Source organism: Ruegeria sp. G10 (assembly GCF_056533645.1).
Map to the genome: position 1 here is coordinate 109,788 of NZ_JBQFOQ010000007.1, position 26,310 is coordinate 136,097.

Sequence of the window (26,310 nt, forward strand, 5' to 3'; positions counted from 1 at the left end):
CATTTGGCGATCAGTCATGGCTGACTCCCAGATAGGCGTCGATGACCTCTTGGTTGTTGCGCACCTCATCCGGCGTGCCATCACCAATTTTCTTGCCGTAATCCATCACGACGACCCGGTCGCTCAGATCCATCACCACGCCCATGTCGTGCTCGATCAGAGCAATCGTGGTGCCAAATTCGTCATTCACATCGAGGATAAAGCGGCTCATGTCCTCTTTCTCTTCGACGTTCATGCCCGCCATCGGTTCATCCAGTAGCAGCAGCTTCGGCTCCGCCGCCAGAGCGCGCGCCAGTTCGACCCGCTTTTTCAAACCGTAAGGCAGGCGCGACACAGGCGTTTTCCGGATGTGCTGAATCTCAAGGAAGTCTATGATCTTCTCGACCGCCTCACGATTCTCGGTCTCTTCCGCCTCGGCCTTCCCCTTCCACCACGCCTGCTGAAGAATATTTGTCTTCATAAAGCTCAGGCGTCCGGTCATGACGTTGTCCAGAACGCTCATGCCTTCGAACAGGGCGATGTTCTGGAAGGTCCGCGCAATCCCCTGCTGTGCCACTTCAAACGGCCGCATCGGAGGGCGCTTGGAGCCGTGGAACCAAACCTCCCCCTCCTGAGGGACATAAAACCCCGAGATCACATTCAGCATTGAGGACTTGCCCGCCCCGTTCGGCCCGATAATGGCGCGGATTTCGCCCTCGCGAATATCAAACGAGATATCCTTGATCGCCACCACGCCGCCAAATCGCAGGGTGATGTTCTTCATCTCCATCACCACTCCGCCGATCTTGCGGCCGTCTTCGGTGACATATCCTTCGGAATTATCCAGCATCAGCCTCTCCCAGACTTACGCAAAAACGGGACGGCGGGCGGGGCGATGACCGCAGGTCGAGCGGCGCTCGAACGGCCCATCATTCCGCCGCAACCTTGTGCTGCGCGACCGACACAACTGGCGCATCAACGATCTCAAGCGTTGCGGAAATCGACCCCTTGCGCCCATCCTCATAGGTCACTTCGGTCGTCGTCGAAACGCTTGAGGACCCATCATAAAGTGCGGCGATAATGTCGTGGAATTTGTCCTCGACAAAGCCACGCCGCACCTTGCGTGTCCGGGTCATCTCGCCATCATCGGCATCCAGTTCCTTGTGCAGAACCACAAAGCGATGCACCTGACAGCCCGACAACATCTCATCCGCCGCAACCGACTTGTTCACCTCTTCCACGTGGGCCTTAATCGTCTCTAACACACGCGGATGGCCCGCCAGTTCCTGATAGGACGCGTAAGCCACGTTGTTGCGCTCCGCCCAGTTTCCGACCGCCGTCAGGTCGATATTGATGAAGGCCACGCAGCGATCCTTGCCATTCCCGAACAGCACAACCTCTAGAATGTCAGGATAGAATTTCAGCTTGTTCTCGACATATTTCGGCGCGAACATCGACCCGTCAGCCATTTTGCCTACATCCTTGGCGCGGTCGATGATCCGCAAATGGCCCGAGCCTTCCTCGATAAACCCCGCATCCCCGGTGGCCACCCAACCCTCAGCATCCTTGGTCGAAGCCGTCGAGTCCGGGTTGTTGTAGTACTCGACGAACACCCCGGGTGAGCGGTAGTGAATCTCGCCCTTGTCATCGATCTTCAACTCGACATCCGGCGCAGGAACACCAACCGTATCCGCACGCACTTCGCCATCGGGCTGCACGGTGATGAACACGGTCGCCTCGGTCTGACCGTAAAGCTGCTTCAGGTTGATGCCCAAAGAGCGATAGAAATCAAAGATTTCCGGCCCAATCGCCTCACCCGCGGTATAGCCCACGCGGAACCGGCCATAACCCAGCGTATCCTTGAGCGGTCCGTAAACCAGCAGGTTGCCCAGCGCATATTTCAGCTTATCGCCAAAGCCCACCGGCTTGCCGTCCAGCAACAGACCACCGACTTTCTTGGCATGATCCATGAAGTGACGGAACATGCGTTGCTTCAGCTTGCCCGCATCCTCCATCCGGATCATCACATTGGTCAGCTGGCTTTCAAACACGCGCGGCGGGGCGAAGAAATAGGTCGGCCCGATCTCACGCAGGTCGGTCATCATCGTGTCGGCGCTCTCGGGGCAGTTCACGCAGAAGCCACACCAATAGGCCTGACCGATGGAGAAGATGAAATCGCCCACCCAAGCCATCGGCAGGTAGGACAGAATGTCTTCGTTCCGGGTCAGATGATCGAACTCGGCCGAGTTCTTGGCGCTTTCAATGACATTCCGGTTCGACAGGACCACGCCCTTGGGTTTGCCTGTGGTCCCCGAAGTGTAAAGCATCACGCATGTATCGTCATAGGTGATCGCGGCAATGCGCTTATCCAGCTCGGCATCGAACCTCGCGTGCCCGGCGCTGCCTTCGGCCATGATGTCCTCAAGCGCGTTCATCTGGGAATGGTCGTATTTCCGCATCCCGCGCTTATCCGTATAGAGGATATGTTTGACCTGATGCAGGTTTTCCTGAATCTCGATGACCTTGTCGACCTGCTCCTGATCACCGCAGACCACGTATTTCGCGCCGCAATGTTCAAGCACATAGGCCATCTCTTCGGCAACCGAGTCCTGATACAGAGGCACCGGAACCGCGCCCACCATCTGCGCGGCCACCATCGACCAGTAATGCGCCGGACGGTTGCGGCCTATGACGGCGATGTGGTCACCCTTCTCAACGCCCAGCTCCAGAAACCCAAGCGCAATCGCGCGGATTTCCTTGGCGGTCTCCGCCCAGGACCAGCATTGCCAGATCCCGAATTCCTTTTCCCGATAAGCCGGGGCATCCCCGAACTGAGCCACATTGCGGTGTAGCAGCGCCGGAAGGGACTGCATCCCTTCAGCGCCCGACTGCGTCTGAGCCAATCTTTCTCTCCTCCCCACCCGGCTCTCCTCAAAGCCGGAAATGGCGGGTCCGGGTCAGGCCCGAACGCCAATGCCCCGATTAGGAGCACCAGCACGATCAGCGTCAAGTTTTGCCTGATGTTTTCTCAATTCTTACGAATTGTAACAGGGCGGGAAGGTGGATGTTTCGTTTTGTACGAAATGTACAAAAGTCGGCAAAAAGGCCAAATTGCACCTTTACCTTCTCACTCTCGCTATCACGAGGACGACAAGCGACGCGAGAAAGACTGTGGCCAACACTGGGATAGCAACAAAGGTGAGCGGCAGGCAGATGAAGACCGATCCATGTTCTTTCATCATCTTGTCGCACGCCGCGAGTTCGAAAGGCAAATAACCGAACAGAGCGACGAGCACGAGACCTGAAACAATTGTAATTCTCTTAAGCAACTGGAATTGACCCTGCCAAACTATATCCATCCGATTTTTTTGGGCGCTCCGCCCTACAACCAGTCCCGCAAAATTGGAATCAACGGAACATCCGCCGCGGGCATTGGATAGTTGCGCAGGTTGTTCGCGCGCACCCATTTCAGGGCCTGACCTTCTTTTGACTGCGGGATGCCCTCCCACTTGCGGCAGGCGAACAGCGGCATCAGCAGGTGGAAATCGTCATAGCTGTGGCTGGCGAAGGTCAGGGGCGCGAGGCACGAGGCCCAGGTGTCGATGCCCAGTTCCTCGTGCAATTCGCGGATCAGGGCGGCTTCGGGGGTTTCGCCGGGCTCGATTTTGCCGCCGGGGAATTCCCAGAGACCGGCCATGGATTTGCCCTCGGGGCGTTGGGCCAGCAGGACGCGCCCCTCGATGTCGATCAGGGCGACGGCGGAGACGAGGACTGTTTTCACGAGCGATAATCCGCGTTGATCTCGATATAGCCGTGGGTCAGGTCGCAGGTCCAGACGGTGGATTTGCCCTCGCCCAAGCCCAGATCAACCGCGATTACCAGATCCTGACCCTTCATATAGGCGGCGGCATCTTCTTCCTTGTATTCGGGACTAACCCAGCCTTTTTCGGCGACAAGGATGTCCCCGAAAGAGATGCTTAGCAGGTCGCGATCGGCGGCGGCTCCGGATTTGCCGATGGCCATGACGATGCGGCCCCAGTTGGGGTCTTCGCCCGCGATGGCGGTTTTGACCAGAGGCGAGTTGGCGATGGCCAGCCCGTGGGTTTTGGCGTCGGCATCCGTGGCGGCTCCGGTCACACGAATTTCTACGAATTTCGTGGCCCCTTCACCGTCGCGCACCACCTGCTGCGCGAGGTCTAGCATCACCGTTTCCAAAGCGTCGGCAAAGGCGGCGTTGCCGGTGGCATCGACGCCCGACGCCCCGGTGGCACAGAGCAGCAGCGTGTCTGACGTCGAGGTATCGCTGTCCACGGTGATGCAGTTGAAGGTGCGGTCGGTCTGGGCGCTCAGCATCGACTGCAGCGCCGATTGTTCGACTTGCGCATCGGTGAAGATGTAAACCAGCATCGTCGCCATATCTGGCGCGATCATGCCCGAGCCCTTGGCAATCCCTGCAATAGAGACTGTTTTGCCGTCAATCTGTACCTGTGCCGAGGCCCCTTTGGGGAAGGTATCCGTGGTCATGATGGCGCGCGCGGCGTCTTCGATGGCGTGGCGGCTGAGGCCTGATTTCAGCGCCTCAAGCTGGGTCACGATACGGTCGTGCGGCAGTGGTTCGCCGATCACGCCGGTCGATGAGGTAAAGACACGCTCGACCGGCACGCCGGTGGCTGTGGCGACGGCCTGCGTAACCTCGGCCACCGAAGTTTGGCCATAGTGGCCCGTAAAGGCGTTGGCATTGCCCGAGTTCACAAGGATTGCCGCAGGCCCGTCGCTGGGTCCGCCGATTTTGTCCTGGCAATCCAGCACCGGGGCCGCGCGGGTGGCCGAGCGGGTGAACACCCCGGCGACCGAAGTGCCGGGGTCAAGGACGGCCAGCATCACGTCGGTGCGGCCCTGATACCGCACGCCCGCTTCGACGGTGGCGAAACGTACGCCGTCGATGGCGGGCAGTTCGGGAAAGCCCGCCGGGGCCAGCGGGGAAACCTTTGTGATCGTGGCCACGGGGATTACTCCTGAATCAGTTCGATCTGGCGCAGGATTTCGGGGCCAGCCCCTTCCAGCGCGGGGCGTTCGATCTGTGCGCTTTGGGTCAGTTCGTCAATCTTGGCCTGAATCGCCTCTTGCCGGATGGTCTGGGACAGATCGCCCCGCACAGCCTCAAGCGCGGGGGCCTGCGACTTGCGCTTGTCGTTCAACGTGACGACGTGCCAGCCAAACTGCGTTTGCACCGGATCCGAGACCTGACCCTTTTCCAATGCGATCACCGCGCCTTCGAATTCGGGCACCATCTGGCCGGTGCCGAACCAGCCCAGCGCGCCGCCATTGGGACCCGAGGGGCCGGTGGATTTCTCTTTTGCCAGTTCGGCGAAATCGGCGCCGTCATCCAGTTGTGCCTTGATGGCGTTGGCCTCTTCCTCGGTCTCGACAAGGATGTGGCTGGCGTTGAATTCATCCTCGCCTTCGAAATCGGCGAACTGGGCGTTATAGGCGGCCTGAATGGCCTCTTCGGTGACGGTGGCGGCGGTGATCGCCTCGACCGTTTGCACCGCGCGCAGGGATCGGGTTTCGTTTTCCAGCCGCAGCGCGTTCAGGGGGTTCAGTTCGTCCTGCTCCTGACTCAGCAGGTGCTGCTGGACCAGCTGTTCGAGGATGAAGTCATACAGCACCTCATCTTCCAGCTCTTGATACTGCGCGGGCAGGGCGGATGCGGTCGCGATGACGTGACCCAATGTGATCTCATCCCCGTTCACGCGGGCCACGACGGTCGATGCATCGGGCGCGGTCTGGGCGGCCAGCGGCAGGGCCATCACGGCGGTCAGGGCCAGCGATGGCAGAAAAGTGAGGCCTTTGGGCATGGATTCATCCTATTTCTTTGCCGCGACAGGGCGCAGCGTTGACACTGTGGAACCTGCCGCTTACATCGCCTTGAAGCCTTGGACAGGGCCGCCTTTCACCCCCCGTATCTATGGGTTGCGCGCAAGGTGGGCAAGCCTGTCGCAACCACGATAAGAACAGATCCGCTGGAGTGAACATGCTGGGACTCGGAACGCTCGCCAAAAAGGTGTTCGGAACACCGAACGACCGCAAGATCAAGGCGACCCGCCCCCTGATCGACAAGATCAACGCGCTGGAACCCGAGTTCGAGAAACTGTCCGATGAGGGTCTGATCGAAAAGACCGCCGAGCTGCGCAAACGCGCGCTGGATGGCGAGGCGCTGGATGACCTGCTGCCCGAGGCTTTTGCCAACGTGCGCGAAGGCGCCAAGCGCGCGCTGGGACTGCGCGCCTTTGACGTGCAGCTGATGGGCGGCGCGTTCCTGCATCAGGGCAATATCTCGGAGATGAAAACCGGTGAGGGCAAGACGCTGGTCGCCACTTTCCCGGCCTATCTGAACGCGCTGACCGGCAAGGGCGTGCATGTGGTCACGGTGAACGAATACCTGGCCAAGCGCGACTCGGAGTGGATGGGCAAAGTGTTTGCCGCTGTGGGCATGACCACCGGCGTGATCTGGTCGGGTCAGCCCGATGCCGAGAAGATGGCCGCCTATTCCTGCGACATCACCTATGCCACCAATAACGAGCTTGGGTTCGATTACCTGCGCGACAACATGAAGGCCGATCTGGAGCAGGTCTATCAAAAGCACCACAATTTCGCGATCGTGGACGAGGTGGACTCGATCCTGATTGATGAGGCGCGGACGCCGCTGATCATCTCGGGCCCGGCACAGGATCGATCGGACCTGTATACCGCCATTGACGGTTTGATCCCGTCACTCAGCGATGACCATTTCACGCTTGATGAGAAATCGCGAAACGTGACCTTCACCGACGAAGGCAACGAGTTTCTGGAACAGCAATTGCTGGCAGCAGGGCTGATCCCCGAGGGTCATTCCCTGTATGACCCCGAGAGCACCACCGTGGTGCATCATGTCAATCAGGGCCTGCGCGCGCACAAGCTGTTTCAGCGCGACAAGGATTACATCGTGCGCGATGGCAATGTGGTTCTGATCGATGAATTCACCGGCCGGATGATGCCCGGTCGCCGCCTGTCGGAGGGCCTGCATCAGGCCATCGAGGCGAAGGAAGGCGTTCAGATCCAGCCCGAAAACGTCACGCTGGCCAGCGTGACCTTCCAGAACTACTTCCGCCTCTATGACAAGCTGGGCGGCATGACCGGGACCGCGCTGACCGAGGCCGAAGAATTTCAGGAAATCTACGGGCTGGGCGTGGTCGAGGTTCCAACCAACAAGCCGATTGCCCGTCTGGACGAGGACGATCAGGTCTATCGCACCGCCGTCGAGAAATACGGCGCAATGATCAAGGAAACCAAGGAAGCGCAGAGCAAAGGCCAACCGGTCCTTCTGGGCACGACGTCGATCGAGAAATCCGAACTGCTCAGCCAGATGCTGACCAAGGAAGGCATTGAACACAACGTCCTGAACGCCCGCCAGCACGAGCAAGAGGCGCAGATCGTGGCCGATGCGGGGCGTCTGGGCGCAGTAACCATCGCCACCAACATGGCGGGCAGGGGCACCGACATCCAGTTGGGCGGCAATGTCGAGATGAAGGTGCTGCAAGCCATCGCCGACAACCCCGACGCCGACCCCGCCGCGCTGCGCGCCGCGGAAGAGGCAAAGCACGCAGAAGAAAAGATCAAGGTCCTTGAGGCCGGTGGCCTTTACGTCATGGCCTCAGAACGCCACGAAAGTCGCCGCATCGACAACCAGCTGCGGGGCCGTTCAGGCCGTCAGGGCGACCCGGGCCGCACCGTGTTCTACCTTAGCCTCGAAGATGACCTGATGCGCATCTTCGGCTCAGAGCGGCTGGACAAAGTACTGACCACGCTGGGCATGAAAGAGGGTGAGGCGATCATCCACCCCTGGGTCAACAAATCGCTGGAGCGTGCGCAATCCAAAGTCGAAGGCCGTAACTTCGACATGCGCAAAAACGTTCTTAAATTCGATGACGTCATGAATGACCAGCGCAAAGTGGTGTTCAGCCAGCGGCGCGAGATCATGTCTTCGGACGATCTGTCCGAAGTGGTTTCGGACATGCGCGAACAGGTGATCGATGATCTGATCGACGAATACATGCCGCCAAAATCCTATGCAGATCAATGGGATACCGACGGCCTGCATGAGGCGGTGAAAGACAAGCTGACCATCGATGCCCCGGTTCAGGACTGGGCCGCCGAAGAAGGCGTGGATGACGAACAAATCCGAGAACGTCTGATCAAGGCCGCTGACGAGATGATGGCGCAGAAGGCGGTCGCCTTCGGTCCTGAGAACATGCGCAACATCGAAAAGCAGGTGCTGCTGCAGACCATCGATGGTAAATGGCGCGAACACCTGCTGACGCTAGAGCATCTGCGCTCGGTCGTAGGTTTTCGTGGTTATGCCCAGCGTGACCCGCTGAACGAATACAAAAGCGAAAGCTTCCAACTGTTCGAGGGTATGCTTGACAGCCTGCGCGAAACCGTAACGCAGCAATTGTCGCGTGTTCGACCGCTGACCGAAGAAGAACAGAAAGAGATGCTGGCTCAGATGCAGGCCCAGCAAGCGCAGGCGCAACAGTTGGTTGATGAAGCTGCCGGTCAGGCCGAGGCGGTGGCCGAGGCCGAAGCATCAGGCGACCGGCGTCCGGGTTTTGTTGAGGACGATCCATCCACGTGGGGAAATCCGTCACGCAATGACACCTGCCCCTGCGGATCCGGCAAGAAATTCAAACACTGCCACGGCAGACTGACCTAACGTAATCGTTAACCCTTTCACAATGAGTCCGTCTCGCGGCCACAAATTGGCCGCGATTGGCGGCCAATTTACGACTCGCTCCTTCAACTGGGGAGGGTGTCTTGTTTGTAATTAAGAATTACGTAACCACGGGCGGGACCGTTGCCTGCGCCCTTGCGATTGGTTACCTGATGCAGAGCGGCTCTGCACAGCAATCCGTGCCTGATGCGGGTTCGGAACGTGTGGCATCTGTTGCGGCGCAATCGGCGGGCCTGCCGGGGCTCGAAGCCGTCGTATTGACATCGTCCTCTCCCACTGAAACCGCGAGAAATACATCGCCGGATGCGTCGCCGACCTTGCGCGCGCAGCCCCGGTTTCCGTCAAATTGCGACCTGAGCGCGCGCGCCATGGCTGTACCGGGTGCCAAGGCAAGGCTCAGCGTAAAAGCGCCTTGCCATATGGATCAAATGATCGAGATCCACCACAGCGGTCTGGTCTTTTCGACCCGAACAGACGCTTTGGGACGGCTGGATTTGACTGTGCCGGCTCTGGCCGAATACGCTATCTTCCTGATTTCCATGGCGGATCAGAATGGAACGGTCGCCACAACCCATGTGCCGGAAATCAGAAACTACAACCGGATCGCCCTGCAATGGCAGGGTCAGACCGACCTGCAGTTGCACGCGCTGGAATTCGGTGCCAGCTATGGCGAGGCAGGCCATGTGTGGTCCGGCAGCGACAGCATCGGCACGGGATCTGTTGTCCATCTTGGTCAGGGCGACTCGGCCGATGCGCGCAACATCGAGGTCTACTCGTTTCCCGCAAACGCCGCGACACAGAGCGGATCGATTGCATTGTCAATCGAAGCCGAAGTGACCGAGTACAACTGCAACACCGGTCTTCACGTCCAGGCGCTTGAGTGGCGCTCGGATCAACGCCTGCGTTCGCGCGATCTGACACTCGAGATGCCGACTTGTGACGCAACCGGTGATTTTCTGGTGTTGAATAATCTGTTCTCAGACCTGACAATCGCTGCAAAATAAACAGCAGGCAGGTCGACACTTCCTCATGACATTTTTACGTGCGGCATTGACCGCGCTTGTTGCGCTGACTCTCGCCACCAAGGTCTTTGCACAGGATATCACCCTGACCTCACATGACGGCAAGGTCGAGGTTGTTGGCACTCTGCTGGGCTATGACGGCGAGTTCTATCGCGTCGATACGCAATTCGGAGAGCTGACGGTGGACGGTTCGGGCGTATCCTGTGACGGACCCGCCTGCCCGAACCTGACCGATTTTGTGGCCGAGATCCGACTGTCCGGCGCCTCTGTCATGGCCGAAACTCTGATACCTGCGCTGGTTCGGGGTTTTGCCGCAGAACAGGGTCTGACGGTCGATCAACCAGACGATACCTCGTACGCCCTGCACCAGTCAGATCGAAAGGCCCCGTTGGCCCGATTGATCCTGCGCGCCAACGATACGGGTCAGGGGTTTTCTGACCTCGCCCGGAACACAGCCGACATCGTGCTGGCCCAGCGCGAAATTCGTGCAGCCGAGCAGGAAATGGCATCCGAGGCGGGTTTGGGCGACCTGACCCACCCGCGCAGATCCCGGGTTCTGGCCCTGGACGCGATGGTGCCCGTTGTTGCCGCGGATAATCCGGTGCGCCAGATCGCCGCCTCTGATCTGGCAAAGGTCTTTGCTGGTGAGATCCTCAACTGGAATGAACTGGGTGGCCCCGACGCTCCGATCGCCCTGAATTTGACCGGGCCGGGTTCGGGTCTGGCGCAGGCGGTTGACGATCTCCTGATGAAGCCGGCAAGCGCGGTTCTGGCCGAAAACATCCGCCGCCATGCACGCGCCAGCGATCTGGTCCGCGCAGTTTCCAGCGACCCATTCGCCATTGGCATCACCAGCCTTGCTGAAACCGGTGCCGCGCGCAGTCTTCCACTGGCTGGCGGGTGCGGCCATGCGATCATCGCGACCCGTCAGTCGGTAAAGACCGAGGATTACCCTCTGACCGCACCATTGTTCATCTATTTACCGCAACGTCGCCTGCCCCGGATAGCACGCCAGTTTCTGGCGTATACACAAAGCCCGGCCGCCCAGAGCGTGATCCGACAAGCGGGGTTTGTCGACCAATCGCCCGAGAGGATCCGCCTTGGTCTGCAAGGCGACCGGCTGGCCAATGCGATTGCGACCGGCGGCGCCGAGGTCGGCCTCGACGCGCTGCAAGACATGATCGAAACTTTGCGACCGATGACGCGACTATCGCTCTCGTTTCGGTTTGAGCCCGGATCATCCCGTCCGGACGCTCAGTCGCGGTCGAACATCGTACAACTGGCGCAAGCGTTGGAAAGCGGCGCGCTGGATTTGCGCAAGTTAAGCTTTATCGGATTCAGCGACGGGGTGGGTGGTGCCGATGCCAACACCCGGATCGCACTGCGCCGCGCACAGACCGTTCGCAATTCGGTTCTGGCCGCAGTCGAAACCAGCATCCCGGACAGCATCGTGATCACTGCCGAGGGATTCGGTGAGGCCATGCCTATGGCCTGCGATGACACCGAATGGGGCCGCAAGATCAATCGCCGGGTCGAGGTCTGGGTGCAATAACCGTTAGAGATATCCGTGCGAGCGAAAGCTCAGCTCGGTCGATTTACCAATGATCAGGTGGTCGTGCAGAGTCAGCCCCAGCGCCGAGCAGGCATCCTGAATCCGGTTGGTCATGTCGATATCCGATTGTGACGGCGTCGGGTCACCCGACGGGTGGTTGTGCACCAGGATCAGCGCCGAGGCGTTTAGCTCCAACGCCCGTTTCGCCACCTCGCGCGGATAGACCGGGACGTGATCCACGGTGCCCTTGGCTTGTTCCTCATCCGCGATCAGCACGTTCTTGCGATCCAGATAGAACACCCGGAACTGCTCGGTCTCACGATGGGCCATTGTCGTGTGGCAATAGTCCACCAGCGCGTCCCAGCCAGAGATCACATGCCGCTGCATCACCCGCGCGCGGGCCATGCGATGGGCGCAAGCTTCAAGGATTTTCAAATCGGTGATCACCGTATCGCCCACGCCTTTGATCTGGCGCAGCCGTTCTTCGGGCGCGGTCAGGACGCGGTTGAAATCGCCGAACGTGTCCATCAGCGCCCGCGCCAGCGGTTTCACGTCTTGCCGGGGGATGGAACGGAACAGGACCAATTCCAACAGCTCGTAATCCGGCATCGCCGTTGCGCCCCCGGACATGAACCGTTCGCGCAGCCGCTTGCGGTGGTCTTTGATGTAGGAGGGTAACCGACCAACGGGCAGCGGCTGCGCGGGCGCTTCGTCCGTATCGAACAGCATGGGGGCTTCGGCAAAGGCGTCCTGTGTCATGGACCTACCCTGACGCAGAATCAGTTTCCAAGTGGTTAACGTGTCTCACCCGCCATGCGCGCGGTGGCGCGGCGGATGATCATATGCAGCACAATCGAAAACACGCCCAGCGTCAGCATCGCCGCAAACATCAAATCGGTCTTGGCGCGGCCATTGGCCAGCAGCATCAGATAGCCCAACCCCTGCGACGAGCCCACCCATTCCCCAATCACCGCCCCAATCGGCGCATAAACCGCTGCCAGCCGCATCCCCGATGCCAGCGAGGGCAAGGCGGCGGGAATGCGGATATGCCACAGTACGCTGCGCGGGCTCGCCTGCATCGTGCGGGCAAGGTCCAGATAGCCCGCAGGGGTCCGCATCAGCCCGTCGAAAAAGGACGAGGTGATCGGGAAATAGATGATCAGAACCGCCATCGCGACCTTGGACCAAAGCCCATAGCCCAGCCACAGCGTCAGCAGCGGCGCCAGCGCAAAGACCGGCAGCGCCTGCGTGAACACCAGCATCGGCTGCACCAAAACCCGCGCGGCCCGCGAGTTGGCCAATTGCAGCGCTGTCACCACGCCCAACACGGTTCCGACGGCCAGACCGATGACCACCTCAACCGCTGTAATCCATGTGTGCTCGGCGATCAGCCAGCGGTTCTGCCACCATGTCTCGGCCACCAGCGCGGGGCCGGGCAGGATGAATTTCGGCAACCCGGTCAGGCTGACAATCGCCTGCCAGACGGCCAGAGCAAAGACGGTTGCTGCAAGGGCCGAGAGGACTTTCATGCCGCTTCCCGCAGCAGCTTGAGCAGCGCGCCTTGTGTTTCCAGCGTCTCAAGATCGTCCACATGGCGCGGCGCGGGGGCTGCGGGCGGATCACAGGGCGTCAAGCCGTGCTGCGTCATCACCATGATGGACTGGCCCAGACGCGCGGCCTCGGCCGGGTCATGGGTGACCAGCAGGACGGTGCGACCCTGCAATACCTCAGCCGCCAGATCCTGCATGTCGGCACGGGTGCGGGCGTCGAGGGCTGAAAAGGGCTCATCCAGCAGAACGATTGGACGATCCTCCATCAGCGTGCGGGCGAGGGCCACGCGTTGACGTTGGCCGCCCGAAAGCTCAGCCGGTTTCTTGGTCAGGTGGTCCTGCAGGCGCATCCGCTCGATCAGCCGATCCCGGCGGTCCAAATCAACGGTTTCACCTCGCAAGCGCGCACCTAACGAGACGTTTTGTGCGACTGTCGCCCAAGGCAACAACAGATCGTCCTGCGCCATATACGCCACGCGCTCGGGTACTGGCTTTCCATCGCTCGCGGTGATCTGGCCACTGAATTCGGCCCCGGTTTCCAGCCCCGCAATCAGTCGCAGAACGGTGGTTTTACCAACGCCCGATCCGCCCAGCAGGCAGGTCCACGCCCCGGACCCGAGGGTCAGGGTCAACGGCGCGAACAAGGTCGCGCCGTCGATAGTGGCCGTGCCGCTGATGGTCAGATCGGGCGCTGGGGTCATGGGGTCAGGCCCATTTGCCAGAAATTGACCTCAAGCTCGGTGGCGGTGCGGAAGGTTTGGCACAGGCGATCCCAGCGCGGAGAAGCGTCGAAATCCGTCCCGATGCGCCGCGTTAGAGCCTGATCAAGCAATTCTCCGACCGCCTGACACGCGCCTTGGTAGTCCTCACCGGCATAGGTGTTGATCCAGTCGCGATAGGTGTCCGAAGTCGCTTCGGATGCCAACCGCGCGCCGATCTCGCCATAGCCCATCACGCAGGGCGCAAGCGCCGCCAGCAGGTCGAGCAGATCGCCGCTGTATCCGGCCTCCAACACGAACCGCGTATAGGCCAGATTCTCCGCCCGTTCGGGGGTTGCAAACAGGTCCTCTTGCGAGATCCCAGCCGCCTCGCAAATGCCGATATGCAGCTGCATTTCCTCGGCAACCAGTGCGTTCACGGTGCCCACGGCGGTCAGCATTTCCGAATGCGTTTCCGATTTCACCACCGCCAGCGCCCAGGCGCGGGAAAAGTGGATCAGGAACACATAATCCTGCCGCAAGTAATGCAGGAACGCCGCGCGCGGCAGCGTTCCGTCCTTCAGGCCCTCGACAAACGCGTGGCGGGTATAGTCCCGCCACGGGCCCTGCGCGGCATCCCGCATCAGGGTGAAGGCTTTGCCATACCCGCTCATTGCGCGGTCACGTCGATGGCGATGTCGCTGACCGGATTGATGCTGTCGATCATACCGCTGTCTTTCAGGAATTGCTCGAACCGCGCATAGCGACCGGCCTCGAGACCCGCCGGACGCAGAGCAAAGCGCGGCAGCGTGTCGACCCAGGCGCGGGCGTTCAGTTCGTCCTGCAGCTCGGTCGAGGTCGCGGCGAAAATCTCCCAGCTTTTTTCCGGGTTGTTGACGATATACTGCGTGGCCTTCTCGGTCGCGGCTAGGAAGCGGGCGACCTTGTCGACATCCATCGTCTCGGGGTTGGCGACGTAGATCAGCTCATCATAGGGCGGCACGCCTTCTTCCTCGATATAGAAACAGGTGCCGGGGACGCCTTCGATATCCATCTGGTTCAGCTCAAAGTTCCGGTAGGCACCGATCACCGCATCCACCTGACCGGACATCAGCGAGGGCGAGAGCGAGAAGTTCACGTTGATCATCTCGACCTCGTCCAGCGTCACGCCGTATTTGCCCAGAACGGTGCCCAGAACGGCCTCTTCCACGCCTGCGACGGAAAAGCCGATCTTCTTGCCCTTGAGGTCTGCGGGCGATTTGATCGGGCCGTCCTGCAGCACCAGCAGACAGTTCAGCGGAGTCGCGACCAGCGTGCCGACGCGTTTCAGCGGCAGGCCTTCGTGGATTTGCAGGTGCAATTGCGGCTGATAGGACACGGCCAGATCGGCCTGACCAGCGGCCACCAGACGCGGCGGAGCAGAGGGATCGGCGGGGGGCACGATCTCGACCTCAAGCCCCTGCTCGGCGAAATAGCCGTTTTCCTGCGCCACGATGATGGGGCCGTGGTCGGGGTTGATGAACCAGTCAAGCAAGACGGTCATCTTGTCCTCAGCCCAAGCGGCCGGGGCAGCCAGCAGGGCGATTGCAGCGATCAGTTTCTTCATGTCTCGCGTTTCCTTTTCTCACGAGGTTGAGGCCGCGACGAGGACAATCTCGCCCGGCCAATCCGGTTGAATCTGTTCGGCTGCGCGCCATGCACGCAGGCCGGTTGCGCAACACAGGGCCAGTCTTTTGCCTTTGTTAGGCTCTATTTCATGCAATCTGTCGGGTGAGACCCGCGCGGCGCTGGGGTGCACAGGGGTCGGTGCTTCGTCGAGGGCGCGCAGTTCGACAATCTGGTCCTCAGCCGTCAGTTGACTGGCCGAGAGAAAGCGGAAACAGCTGCTCGGCTCGGGGGCATCATCAAAGCGGAACCCGCTGCTGCGTAAGGTGCGGCCATCATATTGGACCATCTGCCCCAGAGGTGACGGATCAATGCCCAAAATCAAGTTCAGTACCATCTGCGCCTGCATCGCGCCAATGGTTCCAACCACCGGTCCCAGAACGCCAGCGGTCGCGCAACTAGCACCGCTGTCGGGCGCATCGGGGAACAACGCCCGCAACGATGGCGCACCGCCACAGAAGCCACCGACATAACCCGACAGGCCCAGCACCGAGGCGCTGATCAGCGGTTTGCCCTGCGCCAGACAGGTATCCGACAGGATATAGCTGGCGGCATAGCTATCGGCGCAATCGAGGATCATATCTGCCTGCGCCACTAAGGTGGCTGCATTCTCGCTTGTTAGAGCCTGTTTTTGGCCAGTGACAGCAATCTCGCCATTCAAAGCGCGGCACCGATCCGCAGCGATTTCGGCTTTGGGTCGCCCGTAATCCGCCTCGGTAAACAAGGTCTGGCGATGCAGGTTCGACAGGTCGACTGCGTCGCCATCCACAATCGTGATCCGCCCGACGCCAGCCCCGGCCAACAGAGGTAAAACCGGCGCAGCTAGCCCTCCGGCCCCCAGCACCAGGACCCGGGCCGAGGATAGGCGCGCTTGCCCCTCGGCCCCAACCTCAGGCAGGAGAGTCTGGCGAGCGTAGCGGCTCATCTGGTGACCTCGATCCATTGGCGCACCCGCGCCTCGGGGTCGTCGTTCAGGGTAATATCCGTGACGACCGAAACAATATCCGCCCCCGCCTCAAGCACACCCGGCGCGCGTTCTACGCTCATCCCGCCGATGCCAACCAGAGGGATATCACCCACGCGCGCCTTCCATTCGGTGACACGCGGTAGGCCCTGCTGATGCCATTTCATCTTTTTCAGGATGGTCGGATAGACCGGACCCAGAGCGACATAATCCGGGTCCATGGCCAGCACCCGCTCAAGCTCATCATCGTCATGGGTGGAGACGCCCAGCTTGAGGCCCGCCTTGCGGATGGCGTTCAGATCGGCGTCATCCAGATCCTCTTGCCCCAAGTGAATCCAGTCGCAGCCCAGATCAATCGCTGCCTGCCAATAATCATTCACCACCAGCACCGCGCCGTGATCTCGGCACAGATCGCGCGCGGTGGCGATCTGATTGCGCACCACATCCTCGGGCTGATCCTTGACGCGCAACTGCACCAGCTTGACACCCAAAGGCAGCATCCGGCGCAACCAGTCCGAGTGATCGAAGATCGGATAGAAACGATCCAGCGTCATGACAGAAAGGCCTTTCCGATTACAGGAGTCGAAGGTTCGGCCATATCGCGCGCCTCGATCGGGTCGGCGCGGTGGGCCAGTTGCCCGGCCTCGATCGCGCGCATCATGGCGCGGGCCATCATCGCGGGATCTCCGGCGCGGGCGACGGCGGTGTTCAGCAGCACGGCGTCATAGCCCAGCTCCATCGCGTGCGCGGCATGGCTGGGCAGGCCGATACCTGCGTCGATCACCAGCGGCACATCGGTAAACTCCGCCCGCATCGCGCGCAGGGCATATTCGTTGTTCAGCCCCCGCCCCGAGCCAATCGGCGCCCCCCAGGGCATCAGCACCTCACACCCGGCGGCCAGCAGACGCTCGCCCACGATCAGATCGTCGGTGGTATAGGGGAAGACCTGAAACCCGTCCTCGGTCAGGATGCGCGCGGCCTCGACCAGTTGGAACACATCCGGTTGCAGGCTGTCGGTATGACCGATCAGTTCCAGCTTGATCCAGTTGGTGCCGAACACCTCGCGCGCCATCTGCGCGGTGGTCACCGCCTCTTTCACCGTATGGCACCCGGCGGTGTTGGGCAGGATCAACACGCCAAGGTCCTGAATCATCTGCCAAAAGGTCTGCCCAGCCCCGGATTCACGCCGCAGAGACACCGTGGCCACCCCCGCGCCGCTGTCGCGGAACGCCTGTTCCAGAATCGCAGGGCTGGGATATTGCGCGGTGCCCAGCATCAGCGGGTTGGGCAGTTCGGTGCCGTAAAACCGTTTCATCCGTCAGCCCCCTTGCATCGGTGCGACCACTTCGACGCGATCACCATCGGCCAGTTGATGGGCGATGCGCAGGCTTGAGGGCACAAAGCTTTCGTTCACCGCCGTCGCAACGCGGCCCGAAAAGCCGCATTCCTCCAGCAACTCTGCCAGCGTCCCGGCCCGTACCTCGCGCGCTTCACCGTTAAGCACGATCTTCATCGACCATCTCCGAATATTTGTTCTCAAGCGCCAGATCAGCCACGCCCTGCGCCAGCGCAGGGGCCAGCAGGTACCCGTGACGGTACAGCCCGTTGGCATAGATCGTCCGCCCAAGCCGCCGGATACGCGGCAGGTTGTCCGGGAAAGCCGGGCGCAGATCGACGCCAATCTCCAGCACCTCGGCCTCGCCAAACGCGGGGTTCAGCGCATAGGCCGCGCTGAGCAGTTCCAGCATCGAGCGCGCGGTGATCCGGCTGCTATCTTCGGCTTCGATCATCGTGGCACCGAGCATATAGATGCCATCCCCCCGCGGCACGATATAGAGCGGCATCCGAGGGTGCAGCAGCCGCACGGGCCGAGTCAGGGTCACATCCGGGCAGCGGATCACCAGCATCTCACCCTTCACGCCGCGCAAATCATGCAGCACCTCACGGGCATGCAGGCCTCGGCAATCGATGGCATGATCCAGTCGGGCGGGGGCGAGTTTCCGGTGAAACGTGGCGCCCTTGTCTGTCAGGTCGCGATACAGGTCCTGCAATGCCTGGCGCGGGTCCAGATGCGCTTCGTCGGTGAAGTGAAGACCTTTGCCGAAGCCGTGCAGATCAGGCTCTAACTCAGATATTTTTGCGCGATCTACATCCTGAAAGCCATGAGTCCTTCGAGCAAAACGGCGTAGGTCGGGTAGATCCCGCACATTGGCTACAACCAACGTACCCTTGCGATCGAGCTTGGTACGCGTCGACCACCAACCGATGGCCTGCTGACCCAACCGCAACACTGGCTCTTCCGCGTTCTCAAATTCACACCACGGAGCTAACATACCCCCGGCCCACCACGAACATCCGTGCGGGCCCGGAGGACCACCGGGATCGAACACCTGCACCGCCGCCCCGCGCGAGACGAACTCGCTGGCGACGGCCAATCCGGCAACACCCGCGCCTATGACGGACCAGACGGTCACGCGGGCCAAATCCGATGGAAGTGATGCACAGGGCCGTGCCCCTGCCCAATCCTCAGATCGTCCGCCGCGGAAATCGCGCCTTGCAGATAGTGATGCGCCTGCGCGACCGCGTCGGTCAGGGGGAGACCTTGGGCTAACCCCGCCGCAACCGACGAGGACAAGGTGCAACCCGTCCCGTGGGTGTTCTTTGTGTCCTGCCGCGGTGCCCGGAACTCACCCACCACGCCCGAGCCATCTATCAAAAGATCATGGCAGACGTCCCCGGCCCCATGCCCGCCTTTCATCAGAACGGATGTCGCCCCCAGCCCACACAACGCTAGGCCTTGCGCAATCATATCGTCCGGCGTCTCGGCAGAAGGTTGATCCAGCAGGCGCGCCGCCTCGGGGAGGTTCGGGGTCAGCACGGTTGCACGGGGCAGCAGGACCTCGCGCAGAGTCTGCACTGCTTCATCGGCCAGCAGCGCGTCCCCTGATTTCGCGATCATCACCGGGTCCAGCACAATGGGCCCCTCGAATTCCAAGATCGCACCCGCGACGGCGTGAATGATCTCAGGCGTCGCTAGCATGCCGATCTTGACGGCGCGCACGTCCAGATCACCAAGAACTGCATCAATCTGGGCGGTGATCACGCCTAGCGGGATACCATGCACTGCTGTCACGGCCTGCGTATTTTGCGCGGTCACGGCAGTAATGACACTGGCCCCATAAACACCCAGAGCCGACATTGCCTTCAAATCGGCTTGAATTCCGGCTCCGCCGCCGCTGTCCGACCCGGCGATTGTCAACGCAATGGGCGTCATCCGCTTGCTCCATCAGCTTTAGGGCAACGCGGGCGTGGAAAACGTCTGACGTGTTAAGACCGTTCCCTCCGCCGGAATTGCCCGGATCAGGTTCGATGGGTTGATGCAGCTGCACCTCTCAGCCCCTATAGAAGGGCACCCCAACGGTTGATGCGGAACATCTCAGGCGCAGCACAAAGAATCAAGGGATTTTTGCGAGGCTCTGCCTCGCGCTCCGGGATATTTTTGGCCAGATGAAGTGCGGATCCCCTGCTTCATCTGGCTCTAAATATCCCGGGGGAGTCGCGGCTTGCCGCGGCGGGGGCAGAGCCCCCAATTAACCCGCTGAACCTTTCATTCCGTCCCAGAACGATTTTACCGACGAAAAGAAGCTTTTTGATTCCGGATGGTTATCCTCACCAAGATCATCAAACTCGCGCAGCAGTTCTTTCTGGCGGCTGGTGAGGTTGACCGGAGTTTCCACCGCCAACTCGATGAACATATCCCCGATACCACCACCGCGCAGGGCGGGCATGCCCTTGCCGCGCAGGCGCATCTGGCGGCCGGACTGGCTGCCTGCGGGGATCTGCACGCGGCCGCGGCCGCCATCAATTGTGGGCACTTCGATCGAACCGCCAAGTGCGGCCTTGGCCATGCTGACCGGGACCCGGCAATAGAGGTTTACGCTGTCGCGTTCGAACAGTTTGTGCTCGGACACTTCCACGAAGATATAGAGATCACCCGGCGGACCGCCGCGCATTCCGGCCTCACCTTCGCCGGCAAGACGGATGCGGGTGCCGGTTTCAACACCTGCGGGGATGTTGACGGAGAGGGCACGCTCTTTTTCGACCCGGCCTGCACCCTGACAGGATTTACAAGGGTTCTTGATGATCTGACCCAGACCGGAACAGGTCGGGCAGGTGCGTTCGACGGTGAAGAATCCCTGTTGGGCGCGGACTTTGCCCATGCCGGAACAGGTCGGACAAGCCGTCGGTTCAACGCCGCCTTCGGCGCCGGTTCCCTCGCAGGAAGAGCAGGCCACCGCAGTTGGCACATTGATGGTTTTCTGCAGGCCCGCATAGGCCTCTTCCAGAGACACACGCAGATTATAGCGCAGGTCCGAACCACGTGCGGCACGGCGTCCGCCACCACCTCCGCGCTGGCCGCCCATGAAGTCGCCGAACAGGTCGTCAAAAACATCCGAGAAAGCGCTGGAGAAATCGCCCTGACCGAATCCGCCACCCGGACGGCCTCCGCCGCCGCCCATACCGTTTTCAAAGGCAGCGTGGCCAAATCGGTCATAGGCTGCTTTCTTGTCGGCATCGCGCAGGACGTCATAAGCCTCGTTGGCTTCTTTGAACTGTGCCTCAGCGTCCGGGTTGTCCTTGTTGCGATCGGGATGCAGTTCCTTGGCCTTCCGGCGGAAACCCTTTTTGATCTCATCCGCAGAAGCGCCTTTGGACACGCCGAGCACTTCGTAATAGTCGCGTTTGGACATCAGTTCTTCCTTCTGCCTCAACGTAATTGGGCCGGCCCGGCAACCGGACCGGCCCATATTGGCCCGGTTACCCGTTAGTTACGTTTGTCGCCGTCCAGATCTTCGAACTCGGCGTCGACGATGTCATCCTCACCCGGCGCAGAATCGGCAGCGGCAGGCTCATCCTCGGCCTCTTCCGCTTGCGCTTTGTAGATGGCTTCGCCCAGCTTCATCGCCGCTTCGGTCACGTTCTGAATGCCTGCCTTGATCTTGTCGGCATTGTCCGTTTCCAGCTCATCCTTGAGCGCGGCAACGGCCAGTTCGATCGCTTCGACGGTCGATGGGTCGACCTTGTCGCCATGTTCCTCGATCGATTTCTCGGTCGCGTGAACAAGGCTTTCGGCCTGGTTTTTGGCTTCGACCAGCTCTTTGCGGGCCTTGTCTGCCTCGGCGTTTTCCTCGGCATCCTTGACCATCTTGTCGATATCTTCGTCCGACAGACCGCCCGAGGCCTGAATGGTGATCTTCTGCTCTTTGCCGGTGCCTTTGTCCTTGGCCGAAACCGAGACAATGCCGTTGGCGTCGATGTCGAAGGTCACCTCGATCTGAGGCATGCCGCGCGGTGCGGGCGGGATCTCTTCCAGATTGAACTGACCCAGGATCTTGTTGTCCGCAGCCATTTCGCGTTCACCCTGGAAACAGCGGATGGTCACGGCGTTCTGGTTGTCCTCGGCGGTCGAGAAGACCTGAGACTTCTTGGTCGGGATCGTGGTGTTGCGGTCGATCAGACGGGTGAACACGCCACCCAGCGTCTCGATGCCCAGCGACAGCGGGGTCACGTCCAGCAGAACCACATCCTTAACGTCGCCCTGCAGAACACCAGCCTGAATGGCGGCGCCCATGGCAACGACTTCGTCCGGGTTCACACCCTTGTGCGGCTCTTTACCGAAGAACTTGGTGACCTCTTCGATCACTTTCGGCATCCGGGTCATACCACCGACCAGAACAACCTCATCCACGTCGCCAGCCGACAGACCGGCGTCTTTCAAAGCCGCCTGACAGGGCTTCATCGACTTCTTGATCAGGTCGCCAACCAGCGATTCCAGCTTGGCACGGGTCAGTTTCATGACCATGTGCAGCGGCTGACCGTTCGACCCCATCGAGATGAACGGCTGGTTGATTTCGGTCTGCGAGGTCGAGCTGAGTTCGATCTTGGCTTTCTCTGCAGCTTCTTTCAGACGCTGCAGGGCCATCTTGTCAGCAGACAGATCGACACCGTGTTCCTTTTTGAACTCATCCGCCAGGTAGTTGACGATGCGCATGTCAAAGTCTTCACCACCCAGGAAGGTGTCACCATTGGTCGATTTGACCTCGAACAACCCGTCGTCGATTTCCAGAATGGTCACGTCGAAGGTACCGCCACCAAGGTCATAAACCGCGATGGTTTGGGTTTCTTCCTTGTCCAGACCATAGGCCAGAGCCGCCGCTGTCGGTTCGTTGATGATCCGCAGCACTTCCAGACCGGCGATTTTACCGGCGTCTTTGGTGGCCTGACGCTGAGCGTCGTTGAAATATGCCGGAACGGTGATAACCGCCTGCGTGACTTCCTCACCCAGATAGCTTTCTGCGGTTTCCTTCATCTTGCCCAGAGTGAAGGCCGAGATCTGGCTTGGGGAGTACTTTTCACCGCGGGCTTCCACCCACGCGTCGCCATTGCCGCCATCGACGATGGCGTACGGCACCATTTTCTTGTCTTTTTCGACTTCTGCATCATCCACACGACGGCCGATCAGGCGCTTGACGCCAAAGATCGTGTTGTCGGGGTTGGTGACCGCCTGGCGTTTTGCAGGTTGACCGACCAGTCGCTCATCTTCGGTGAAGGCAACGATCGAGGGCGTGGTCCGCGCCCCTTCGGCGTTTTCGATGACCTTCGGCTGCGAGCCGTCCATGATGGCCACACACGAGTTTGTGGTCCCGAGGTCAATCCCGATTACTTTTCCCATAGTTTAATCCCTTTCAACTTAAGGCGATGTCCCGAGGGTCGGACCCGTTGCGGCATCCTGCCCCCGATTTAGGTGCGCGACAGCACTACACCATCGCGCGTCGAGGCGTATATAAGGGCGCAATCTGGGGCCTGCAAGCGTTCAGAAACGCAGGTTTTCGGGATTCTGTGGCCTTTTTTGGCAAGGTTTTGGCAAGGTTTGGGGATTCTTGAATGGCGCGACTGGTTTTGCGGGGATTTGACATCCGCAAGGGCTATTTGGATGCGGCGGCTCAGGCGGGCTTGGTTGATCTGCTGCGGCCGATTCTGAAAGCCGCACCGCTTTATCGGCCCATCACGCCGTCAGGTAAGGAAATGTCGGTTCGCATGACCTCGGCCGGGGCGTTGGGCTGGGTCACGGATCGCGCCGGGTATCGGTATCAGGACACCCATCCAAAAGGCATGACATGGCCCGCAATCCCCGATGAGATACTTACGATCTGGCAAGAGCTGACGGGCGCGGATCGTCAGCCCGATTGCTGCCTGATCAACTATTACGGCGAAGGCACGAAAATGGGCCTGCATCAGGATAAGGACGAGGCTGATTTCTCGTGGCCGGTCCTGTCGATCTCGTTGGGTGATGACGCGCTGTTCCGCATCGGCAACACCACCCGCGGCGGCAAGACCGAGTCGGTCTGGCTGAGTTCTGGCGATGTGGTGATCATGGGCGGCCCCGCACGCCTGACCTATCACGGGGTGGATCGCATCCGGTTCGGCTCGTCACGACTGCTGCCCAAGGGCGGGCGGATCAATCTGACGCTGCGGGTCGCCACCTAGCGACGCGCATCCCAGCTTTTTGAGACCTGTTTGCGCGTGTAGAACTCAGCCAGCAAGCCGATCATGGTCAGAACAATGCCGACCCAAAGCGCATATTCCCAGTTGGTGTTGCGAGGGAAATAGTTGCGGAACACAAAGCCCCGACACTGGTCAATGATGTGAAATAGCGGGTTCCACGCGAACATGGTCAACATAAAGCCACCCAGCGCGTTCGCAACGAACATCTTTCCTGAAAACACCATGTTCATGCGCCGATAGATTGTGCTGAGAATGCCGGTCGTCCTTGGAAACCAAGGCTTGAGGGACAGAAAAACCAACCCCACCGCGCATCCCGTAAACCATGCCAAAACCAGCATCGCAAAAGCCCCGCCGGGCTCTTGAATCTCAAGCGGAGAAACGGTGACGCTGTAAACAAACAGGATCACCAAAATGGATACCAGCTGCGTGTAGAATGTCCCGAAAGCCGCCGCCGCCAGCATCACCATCATGGTCATCGGCGAATGCAGGGTCATCGGGTTATTGCCGTCTCCGACACCAAAAATGGACCCGACGGATTTGATATGCGTTATGAATAGGAACACGCCTGAAAGCAGGTATAAAATGAACTCTCCACGGATCTTGGCGACCCGCGCGCCCATGAAGGAGAGAATGAAGTAAAACGCGGTTACGACCACAACGACTTGCAAAATGTTGACGACAATCGCGAGAACCGCATTGGAATGCTGGTTACGGATGTTGCGCACCACCGCATGAAAAATCAGCTCGGCCGAGGTAAAGGCCCCGCCCAGCAAGGACTGATTTCGTTGGTACTTGAACACTCGATCGCTCTTTTCTGCTGCCTTACCTGCGACTGTGGCACGAAATTCTTGCTGTTCCGTATCCGCCGCATCATAAGTCCGGCAGCAATTCGGATCAATAAACACGCGAACGGAGCTTTCTTGTGACCTACGACGCCCTTATTCCCGTCATCCGGCGGCTGGCCCTGCAGGCCGGGGACAAGATCATGCAGATCTATGCGGCGGATGATTTCGACGTCAAAGTCAAATCTGATTCCAGCCCCGTGACCGAGGCGGATGAGGCAGCAGACGCTCTGATCTCAGCCGGGCTGCGCGACGCCTTCCCCGATATCCTGCTGGTGACCGAGGAACAGGCGGCCTCGCATACGGAAAAAGGCGATACGTTTCTGATCGTCGATCCTCTGGACGGCACCAAGGAATTCATCAACCGGCGCGGTGATTTCACGGTGAACATAGCGTTGGTCGAGAACGGCGTACCGACGCGCGGTGTTGTGTACGCACCTGCGCGTGGCCGCATGTTCTACACTCAGGCAGACGGGCAGACGGTCGAGGAAACCGGCGCGCTGGACAAGGATCAGCCGGGTGCGGTCACGCCAATTTCAGTCTCTAACCCTGACAACTCGGCGTTGATGATCGTCGCCTCGAAATCGCACCGCGATCAGGCGACCGAGGATTACATCAACAAGTATCAGGTGCGCGACAGCAAAAGCGCCGGGTCGTCTCTGAAGTTCTGTCTGGTGGCGACCGGTGAGGCCGACCTTTACCCCCGTGTGGGCCGCACGATGGAGTGGGATACCGCCGCCGGCCACGCCGTATTGGCCGGTGCAGGCGGCAAAGTGGTGCGTTTTGACGACCATACGCCGCTGACCTACGGCAAAGACGGCTATGCCAATCCGTTTTTCATCGCCTATGCTCCGGGCGTCGACCTGAAGGAAGCCTGATGTCTGTTCTGATCGCCATCCCCGCCCGTTATGCCTCGACCCGGTATCCGGGCAAACCTCTGGTGCCGCTGACCGGTGCCAATGGCACCAGCATGACGCTGATCGAACGATCCTGGCGCGCGGCAATTTCCGTCTCGGGCGTGGACCGGGTGGTTGTAGCCACCGATGATGATCGCATTCGTGAGGTCTCGGAAGGGTTCGGGGCCGAGGTGGTGATGACCTCGGACACCTGCCGCAACGGCACCGAACGCTGCGCCGAGGCGCATGCGGCGTTGGGCAGTGAATATGACATCGTGGTCAACCTGCAGGGCGATGCGCCGCTGACGCCGCATTGGTTCGTCGAAGACCTGATCAACGGTTTGCGTGCCGCGCCCGACGCTGGCGTGGCTACGCCGGTCCTGCGCTGCGATGGCGATGCGCTGAACGGATTGCTGAACGACCGCAAACATGGGCGCGTCGGTGGCACAACTGCGGTGTTCGGGAACGATCACAGCGCGCTCTACTTCTCAAAAGAGGTGATCCCGTACACTGCCGAGACCTATGCCAGCACCGACCCGACCCCGGTGTTCCACCATGTCGGCGTCTATGCCTATCGCCCCGATGCGCTGGCGGCCTATCCCGGCTGGGACGGCGGACCGCTGGAGACGCTGGAAGGCTTGGAACAGCTGCGGTTCATGGAAAACGGCCGCAAGGTTCTGTGCGTCGAGGTCGAAGCCAAAGGGCGCCAGTTCTGGGAGCTGAACAACCCGCAGGACGTCGCCAAGATCGAAGAGATGATGGCCGCGATGGGGCTGGAATGAGCGGCCACACGGGTAAGCGGCGGG

General features: G+C 60.4%; 25 protein-coding genes and 1 riboswitch. Of the genes, 6 read left to right on the forward strand and 19 right to left on the reverse strand.

Annotation, left to right across the window (positions count from 1 at the left end):
* Positions 1-10 precede the first annotated feature (10 nt).
* The 5 genes from ACR0KM_RS13315 to ACR0KM_RS13335 form a co-directional block, all read right to left on the reverse strand.
* Complete coding sequence (locus ACR0KM_RS13315) at positions 11-829, reverse strand: ABC transporter ATP-binding protein (RefSeq protein WP_480859105.1); 819 nt, start codon at positions 827-829, stop codon at positions 11-13.
* A 79-nt stretch (positions 830-908) separates the two neighbouring features.
* Positions 909-2,852, reverse strand: coding sequence for an AMP-binding protein (locus ACR0KM_RS13320; RefSeq protein ID WP_480859273.1), 1,944 nt, complete (start codon positions 2,850-2,852; stop codon positions 909-911).
* A 509-nt stretch (positions 2,853-3,361) separates the two neighbouring features.
* Positions 3,362-3,760 (reverse strand): 8-oxo-dGTP diphosphatase MutT, encoded by a 399-nt coding sequence (mutT, locus tag ACR0KM_RS13325; protein ID WP_480859103.1) that lies wholly within the window; start codon positions 3,758-3,760, stop codon positions 3,362-3,364.
* Entirely contained in the window at positions 3,757-4,983 is a 1,227-nt protein-coding gene (gene argJ / locus ACR0KM_RS13330; RefSeq protein ID WP_480859101.1) for a bifunctional glutamate N-acetyltransferase/amino-acid acetyltransferase ArgJ, read from the reverse strand. The genes mutT and argJ overlap by 4 nt, the downstream gene beginning before the upstream one ends.
* A gap of 5 nt (positions 4,984-4,988) precedes the next feature.
* Positions 4,989-5,837, reverse strand: a complete 849-nt coding sequence (locus ACR0KM_RS13335; RefSeq protein ID WP_480859099.1) for a peptidylprolyl isomerase — start codon at positions 5,835-5,837, stop codon at positions 4,989-4,991.
* Between the two features lie 176 nt (positions 5,838-6,013).
* Between ACR0KM_RS13335 and secA the strand changes: the two genes are divergently transcribed.
* The 3 genes from secA to ACR0KM_RS13350 all read left to right on the forward strand — a co-directional run bounded on the left by secA (position 6,014) and on the right by ACR0KM_RS13350 (position 11,323).
* Entirely contained in the window at positions 6,014-8,731 is a 2,718-nt protein-coding gene (secA, locus tag ACR0KM_RS13340) for a preprotein translocase subunit SecA (protein ID WP_480859097.1), read from the forward strand.
* Between the two features lie 101 nt (positions 8,732-8,832).
* Complete coding sequence (locus ACR0KM_RS13345; RefSeq protein ID WP_480859095.1) at positions 8,833-9,753, forward strand: hypothetical protein; 921 nt, start codon at positions 8,833-8,835, stop codon at positions 9,751-9,753.
* 25 nt (positions 9,754-9,778) lie between these two features.
* Positions 9,779-11,323, forward strand: a complete 1,545-nt coding sequence (locus ACR0KM_RS13350; RefSeq protein ID WP_480859093.1) for a phosphate ABC transporter substrate-binding/OmpA family protein — start codon at positions 9,779-9,781, stop codon at positions 11,321-11,323.
* Between the two features lie 3 nt (positions 11,324-11,326).
* On the opposite strand, the gene radC is transcribed toward ACR0KM_RS13350, so the two are convergent.
* The 13 genes from radC to dnaK form a co-directional block, all read right to left on the reverse strand.
* On the reverse strand, positions 11,327-12,082 hold the full coding sequence (gene radC / locus ACR0KM_RS13355; RefSeq protein ID WP_480859091.1) for a RadC family protein: 756 nt from the start codon (positions 12,080-12,082) through the stop codon (positions 11,327-11,329).
* A 35-nt stretch (positions 12,083-12,117) separates the two neighbouring features.
* On the reverse strand, positions 12,118-12,852 hold the full coding sequence (locus ACR0KM_RS13360; protein WP_480823902.1) for an ABC transporter permease: 735 nt from the start codon (positions 12,850-12,852) through the stop codon (positions 12,118-12,120).
* The gene (locus ACR0KM_RS13365; RefSeq protein ID WP_480859089.1) at positions 12,849-13,574 is read right to left on the reverse strand and encodes an ABC transporter ATP-binding protein; all 726 of its coding nucleotides are present in this window, start codon (positions 13,572-13,574) and stop codon (positions 12,849-12,851) included. The genes ACR0KM_RS13360 and ACR0KM_RS13365 overlap by 4 nt, the downstream gene beginning before the upstream one ends.
* The gene (gene tenA / locus ACR0KM_RS13370) at positions 13,571-14,245 is read right to left on the reverse strand and encodes a thiaminase II (RefSeq protein WP_480859087.1); all 675 of its coding nucleotides are present in this window, start codon (positions 14,243-14,245) and stop codon (positions 13,571-13,573) included. The genes ACR0KM_RS13365 and tenA overlap by 4 nt, the downstream gene beginning before the upstream one ends.
* Entirely contained in the window at positions 14,242-15,177 is a 936-nt protein-coding gene (locus ACR0KM_RS13375) for an ABC transporter substrate-binding protein (protein ID WP_480859085.1), read from the reverse strand. The genes tenA and ACR0KM_RS13375 overlap by 4 nt, the downstream gene beginning before the upstream one ends.
* A gap of 18 nt (positions 15,178-15,195) precedes the next feature.
* Positions 15,196-16,161 carry a HesA/MoeB/ThiF family protein gene (locus ACR0KM_RS13380; protein WP_480859083.1) on the reverse strand — a complete coding sequence of 322 codons (966 nt, stop codon included), beginning with the start codon at positions 16,159-16,161 and terminating at the stop codon, positions 15,196-15,198.
* Positions 16,158-16,754 carry a thiamine phosphate synthase gene (locus ACR0KM_RS13385; protein WP_480859081.1) on the reverse strand — a complete coding sequence of 199 codons (597 nt, stop codon included), beginning with the start codon at positions 16,752-16,754 and terminating at the stop codon, positions 16,158-16,160. Before ACR0KM_RS13385 ends, ACR0KM_RS13380 begins: the two co-directional genes overlap by 4 nt.
* Positions 16,751-17,515, reverse strand: coding sequence for a thiazole synthase (locus ACR0KM_RS13390; RefSeq protein WP_480859079.1), 765 nt, complete (start codon positions 17,513-17,515; stop codon positions 16,751-16,753). Before ACR0KM_RS13390 ends, ACR0KM_RS13385 begins: the two co-directional genes overlap by 4 nt.
* Positions 17,516-17,518: 3 nt before the next feature.
* Complete coding sequence (gene thiS, locus ACR0KM_RS13395) at positions 17,519-17,713, reverse strand: sulfur carrier protein ThiS (protein ID WP_480823888.1); 195 nt, start codon at positions 17,711-17,713, stop codon at positions 17,519-17,521.
* Positions 17,697-18,674 carry an FAD-dependent oxidoreductase gene (locus tag ACR0KM_RS13400; protein ID WP_480859077.1) on the reverse strand — a complete coding sequence of 326 codons (978 nt, stop codon included), beginning with the start codon at positions 18,672-18,674 and terminating at the stop codon, positions 17,697-17,699. The genes thiS and ACR0KM_RS13400 overlap by 17 nt, the downstream gene beginning before the upstream one ends.
* Complete coding sequence (gene thiD, locus ACR0KM_RS13405) at positions 18,671-19,474, reverse strand: bifunctional hydroxymethylpyrimidine kinase/phosphomethylpyrimidine kinase (RefSeq protein ID WP_480859076.1); 804 nt, start codon at positions 19,472-19,474, stop codon at positions 18,671-18,673. The genes ACR0KM_RS13400 and thiD overlap by 4 nt, the downstream gene beginning before the upstream one ends.
* Positions 19,475-19,520: 46 nt before the next feature.
* A riboswitch (TPP riboswitch) is annotated at positions 19,521-19,627 on the reverse strand.
* Positions 19,628-19,790: 163 nt separating this feature from the next.
* A complete protein-coding gene (gene dnaJ, locus ACR0KM_RS13410; protein WP_480859074.1) occupies positions 19,791-20,951 on the reverse strand; it encodes a molecular chaperone DnaJ in 1,161 nt (386 codons plus the stop codon).
* Positions 20,952-21,025: 74 nt separating this feature from the next.
* On the reverse strand, positions 21,026-22,933 hold the full coding sequence (gene dnaK, locus ACR0KM_RS13415; protein WP_480859072.1) for a molecular chaperone DnaK: 1,908 nt from the start codon (positions 22,931-22,933) through the stop codon (positions 21,026-21,028).
* Between the two features lie 212 nt (positions 22,934-23,145).
* Between dnaK and ACR0KM_RS13420 the strand changes: the two genes are divergently transcribed.
* Complete coding sequence (locus ACR0KM_RS13420) at positions 23,146-23,748, forward strand: alpha-ketoglutarate-dependent dioxygenase AlkB family protein (RefSeq protein WP_480859070.1); 603 nt, start codon at positions 23,146-23,148, stop codon at positions 23,746-23,748.
* Here the strand turns inward: ACR0KM_RS13420 and ACR0KM_RS13425 are convergent.
* The gene (locus ACR0KM_RS13425; protein WP_480823876.1) at positions 23,745-24,566 is read right to left on the reverse strand and encodes an ABC transporter permease; all 822 of its coding nucleotides are present in this window, start codon (positions 24,564-24,566) and stop codon (positions 23,745-23,747) included. The genes ACR0KM_RS13420 and ACR0KM_RS13425 overlap by 4 nt on opposite strands.
* Before the next feature lie 122 nt (positions 24,567-24,688).
* Between ACR0KM_RS13425 and cysQ the strand changes: the two genes are divergently transcribed.
* Together cysQ and ACR0KM_RS13435 are read left to right on the forward strand one after the other, a co-directional pair.
* The gene (gene cysQ / locus ACR0KM_RS13430; RefSeq protein WP_480859069.1) at positions 24,689-25,486 is read left to right on the forward strand and encodes a 3'(2'),5'-bisphosphate nucleotidase CysQ; all 798 of its coding nucleotides are present in this window, start codon (positions 24,689-24,691) and stop codon (positions 25,484-25,486) included.
* Complete coding sequence (locus ACR0KM_RS13435; RefSeq protein ID WP_480823872.1) at positions 25,486-26,286, forward strand: 3-deoxy-manno-octulosonate cytidylyltransferase family protein; 801 nt, start codon at positions 25,486-25,488, stop codon at positions 26,284-26,286. The genes cysQ and ACR0KM_RS13435 overlap by 1 nt, the downstream gene beginning before the upstream one ends.
* Positions 26,287-26,310: the final 24 nt, after the last annotated feature.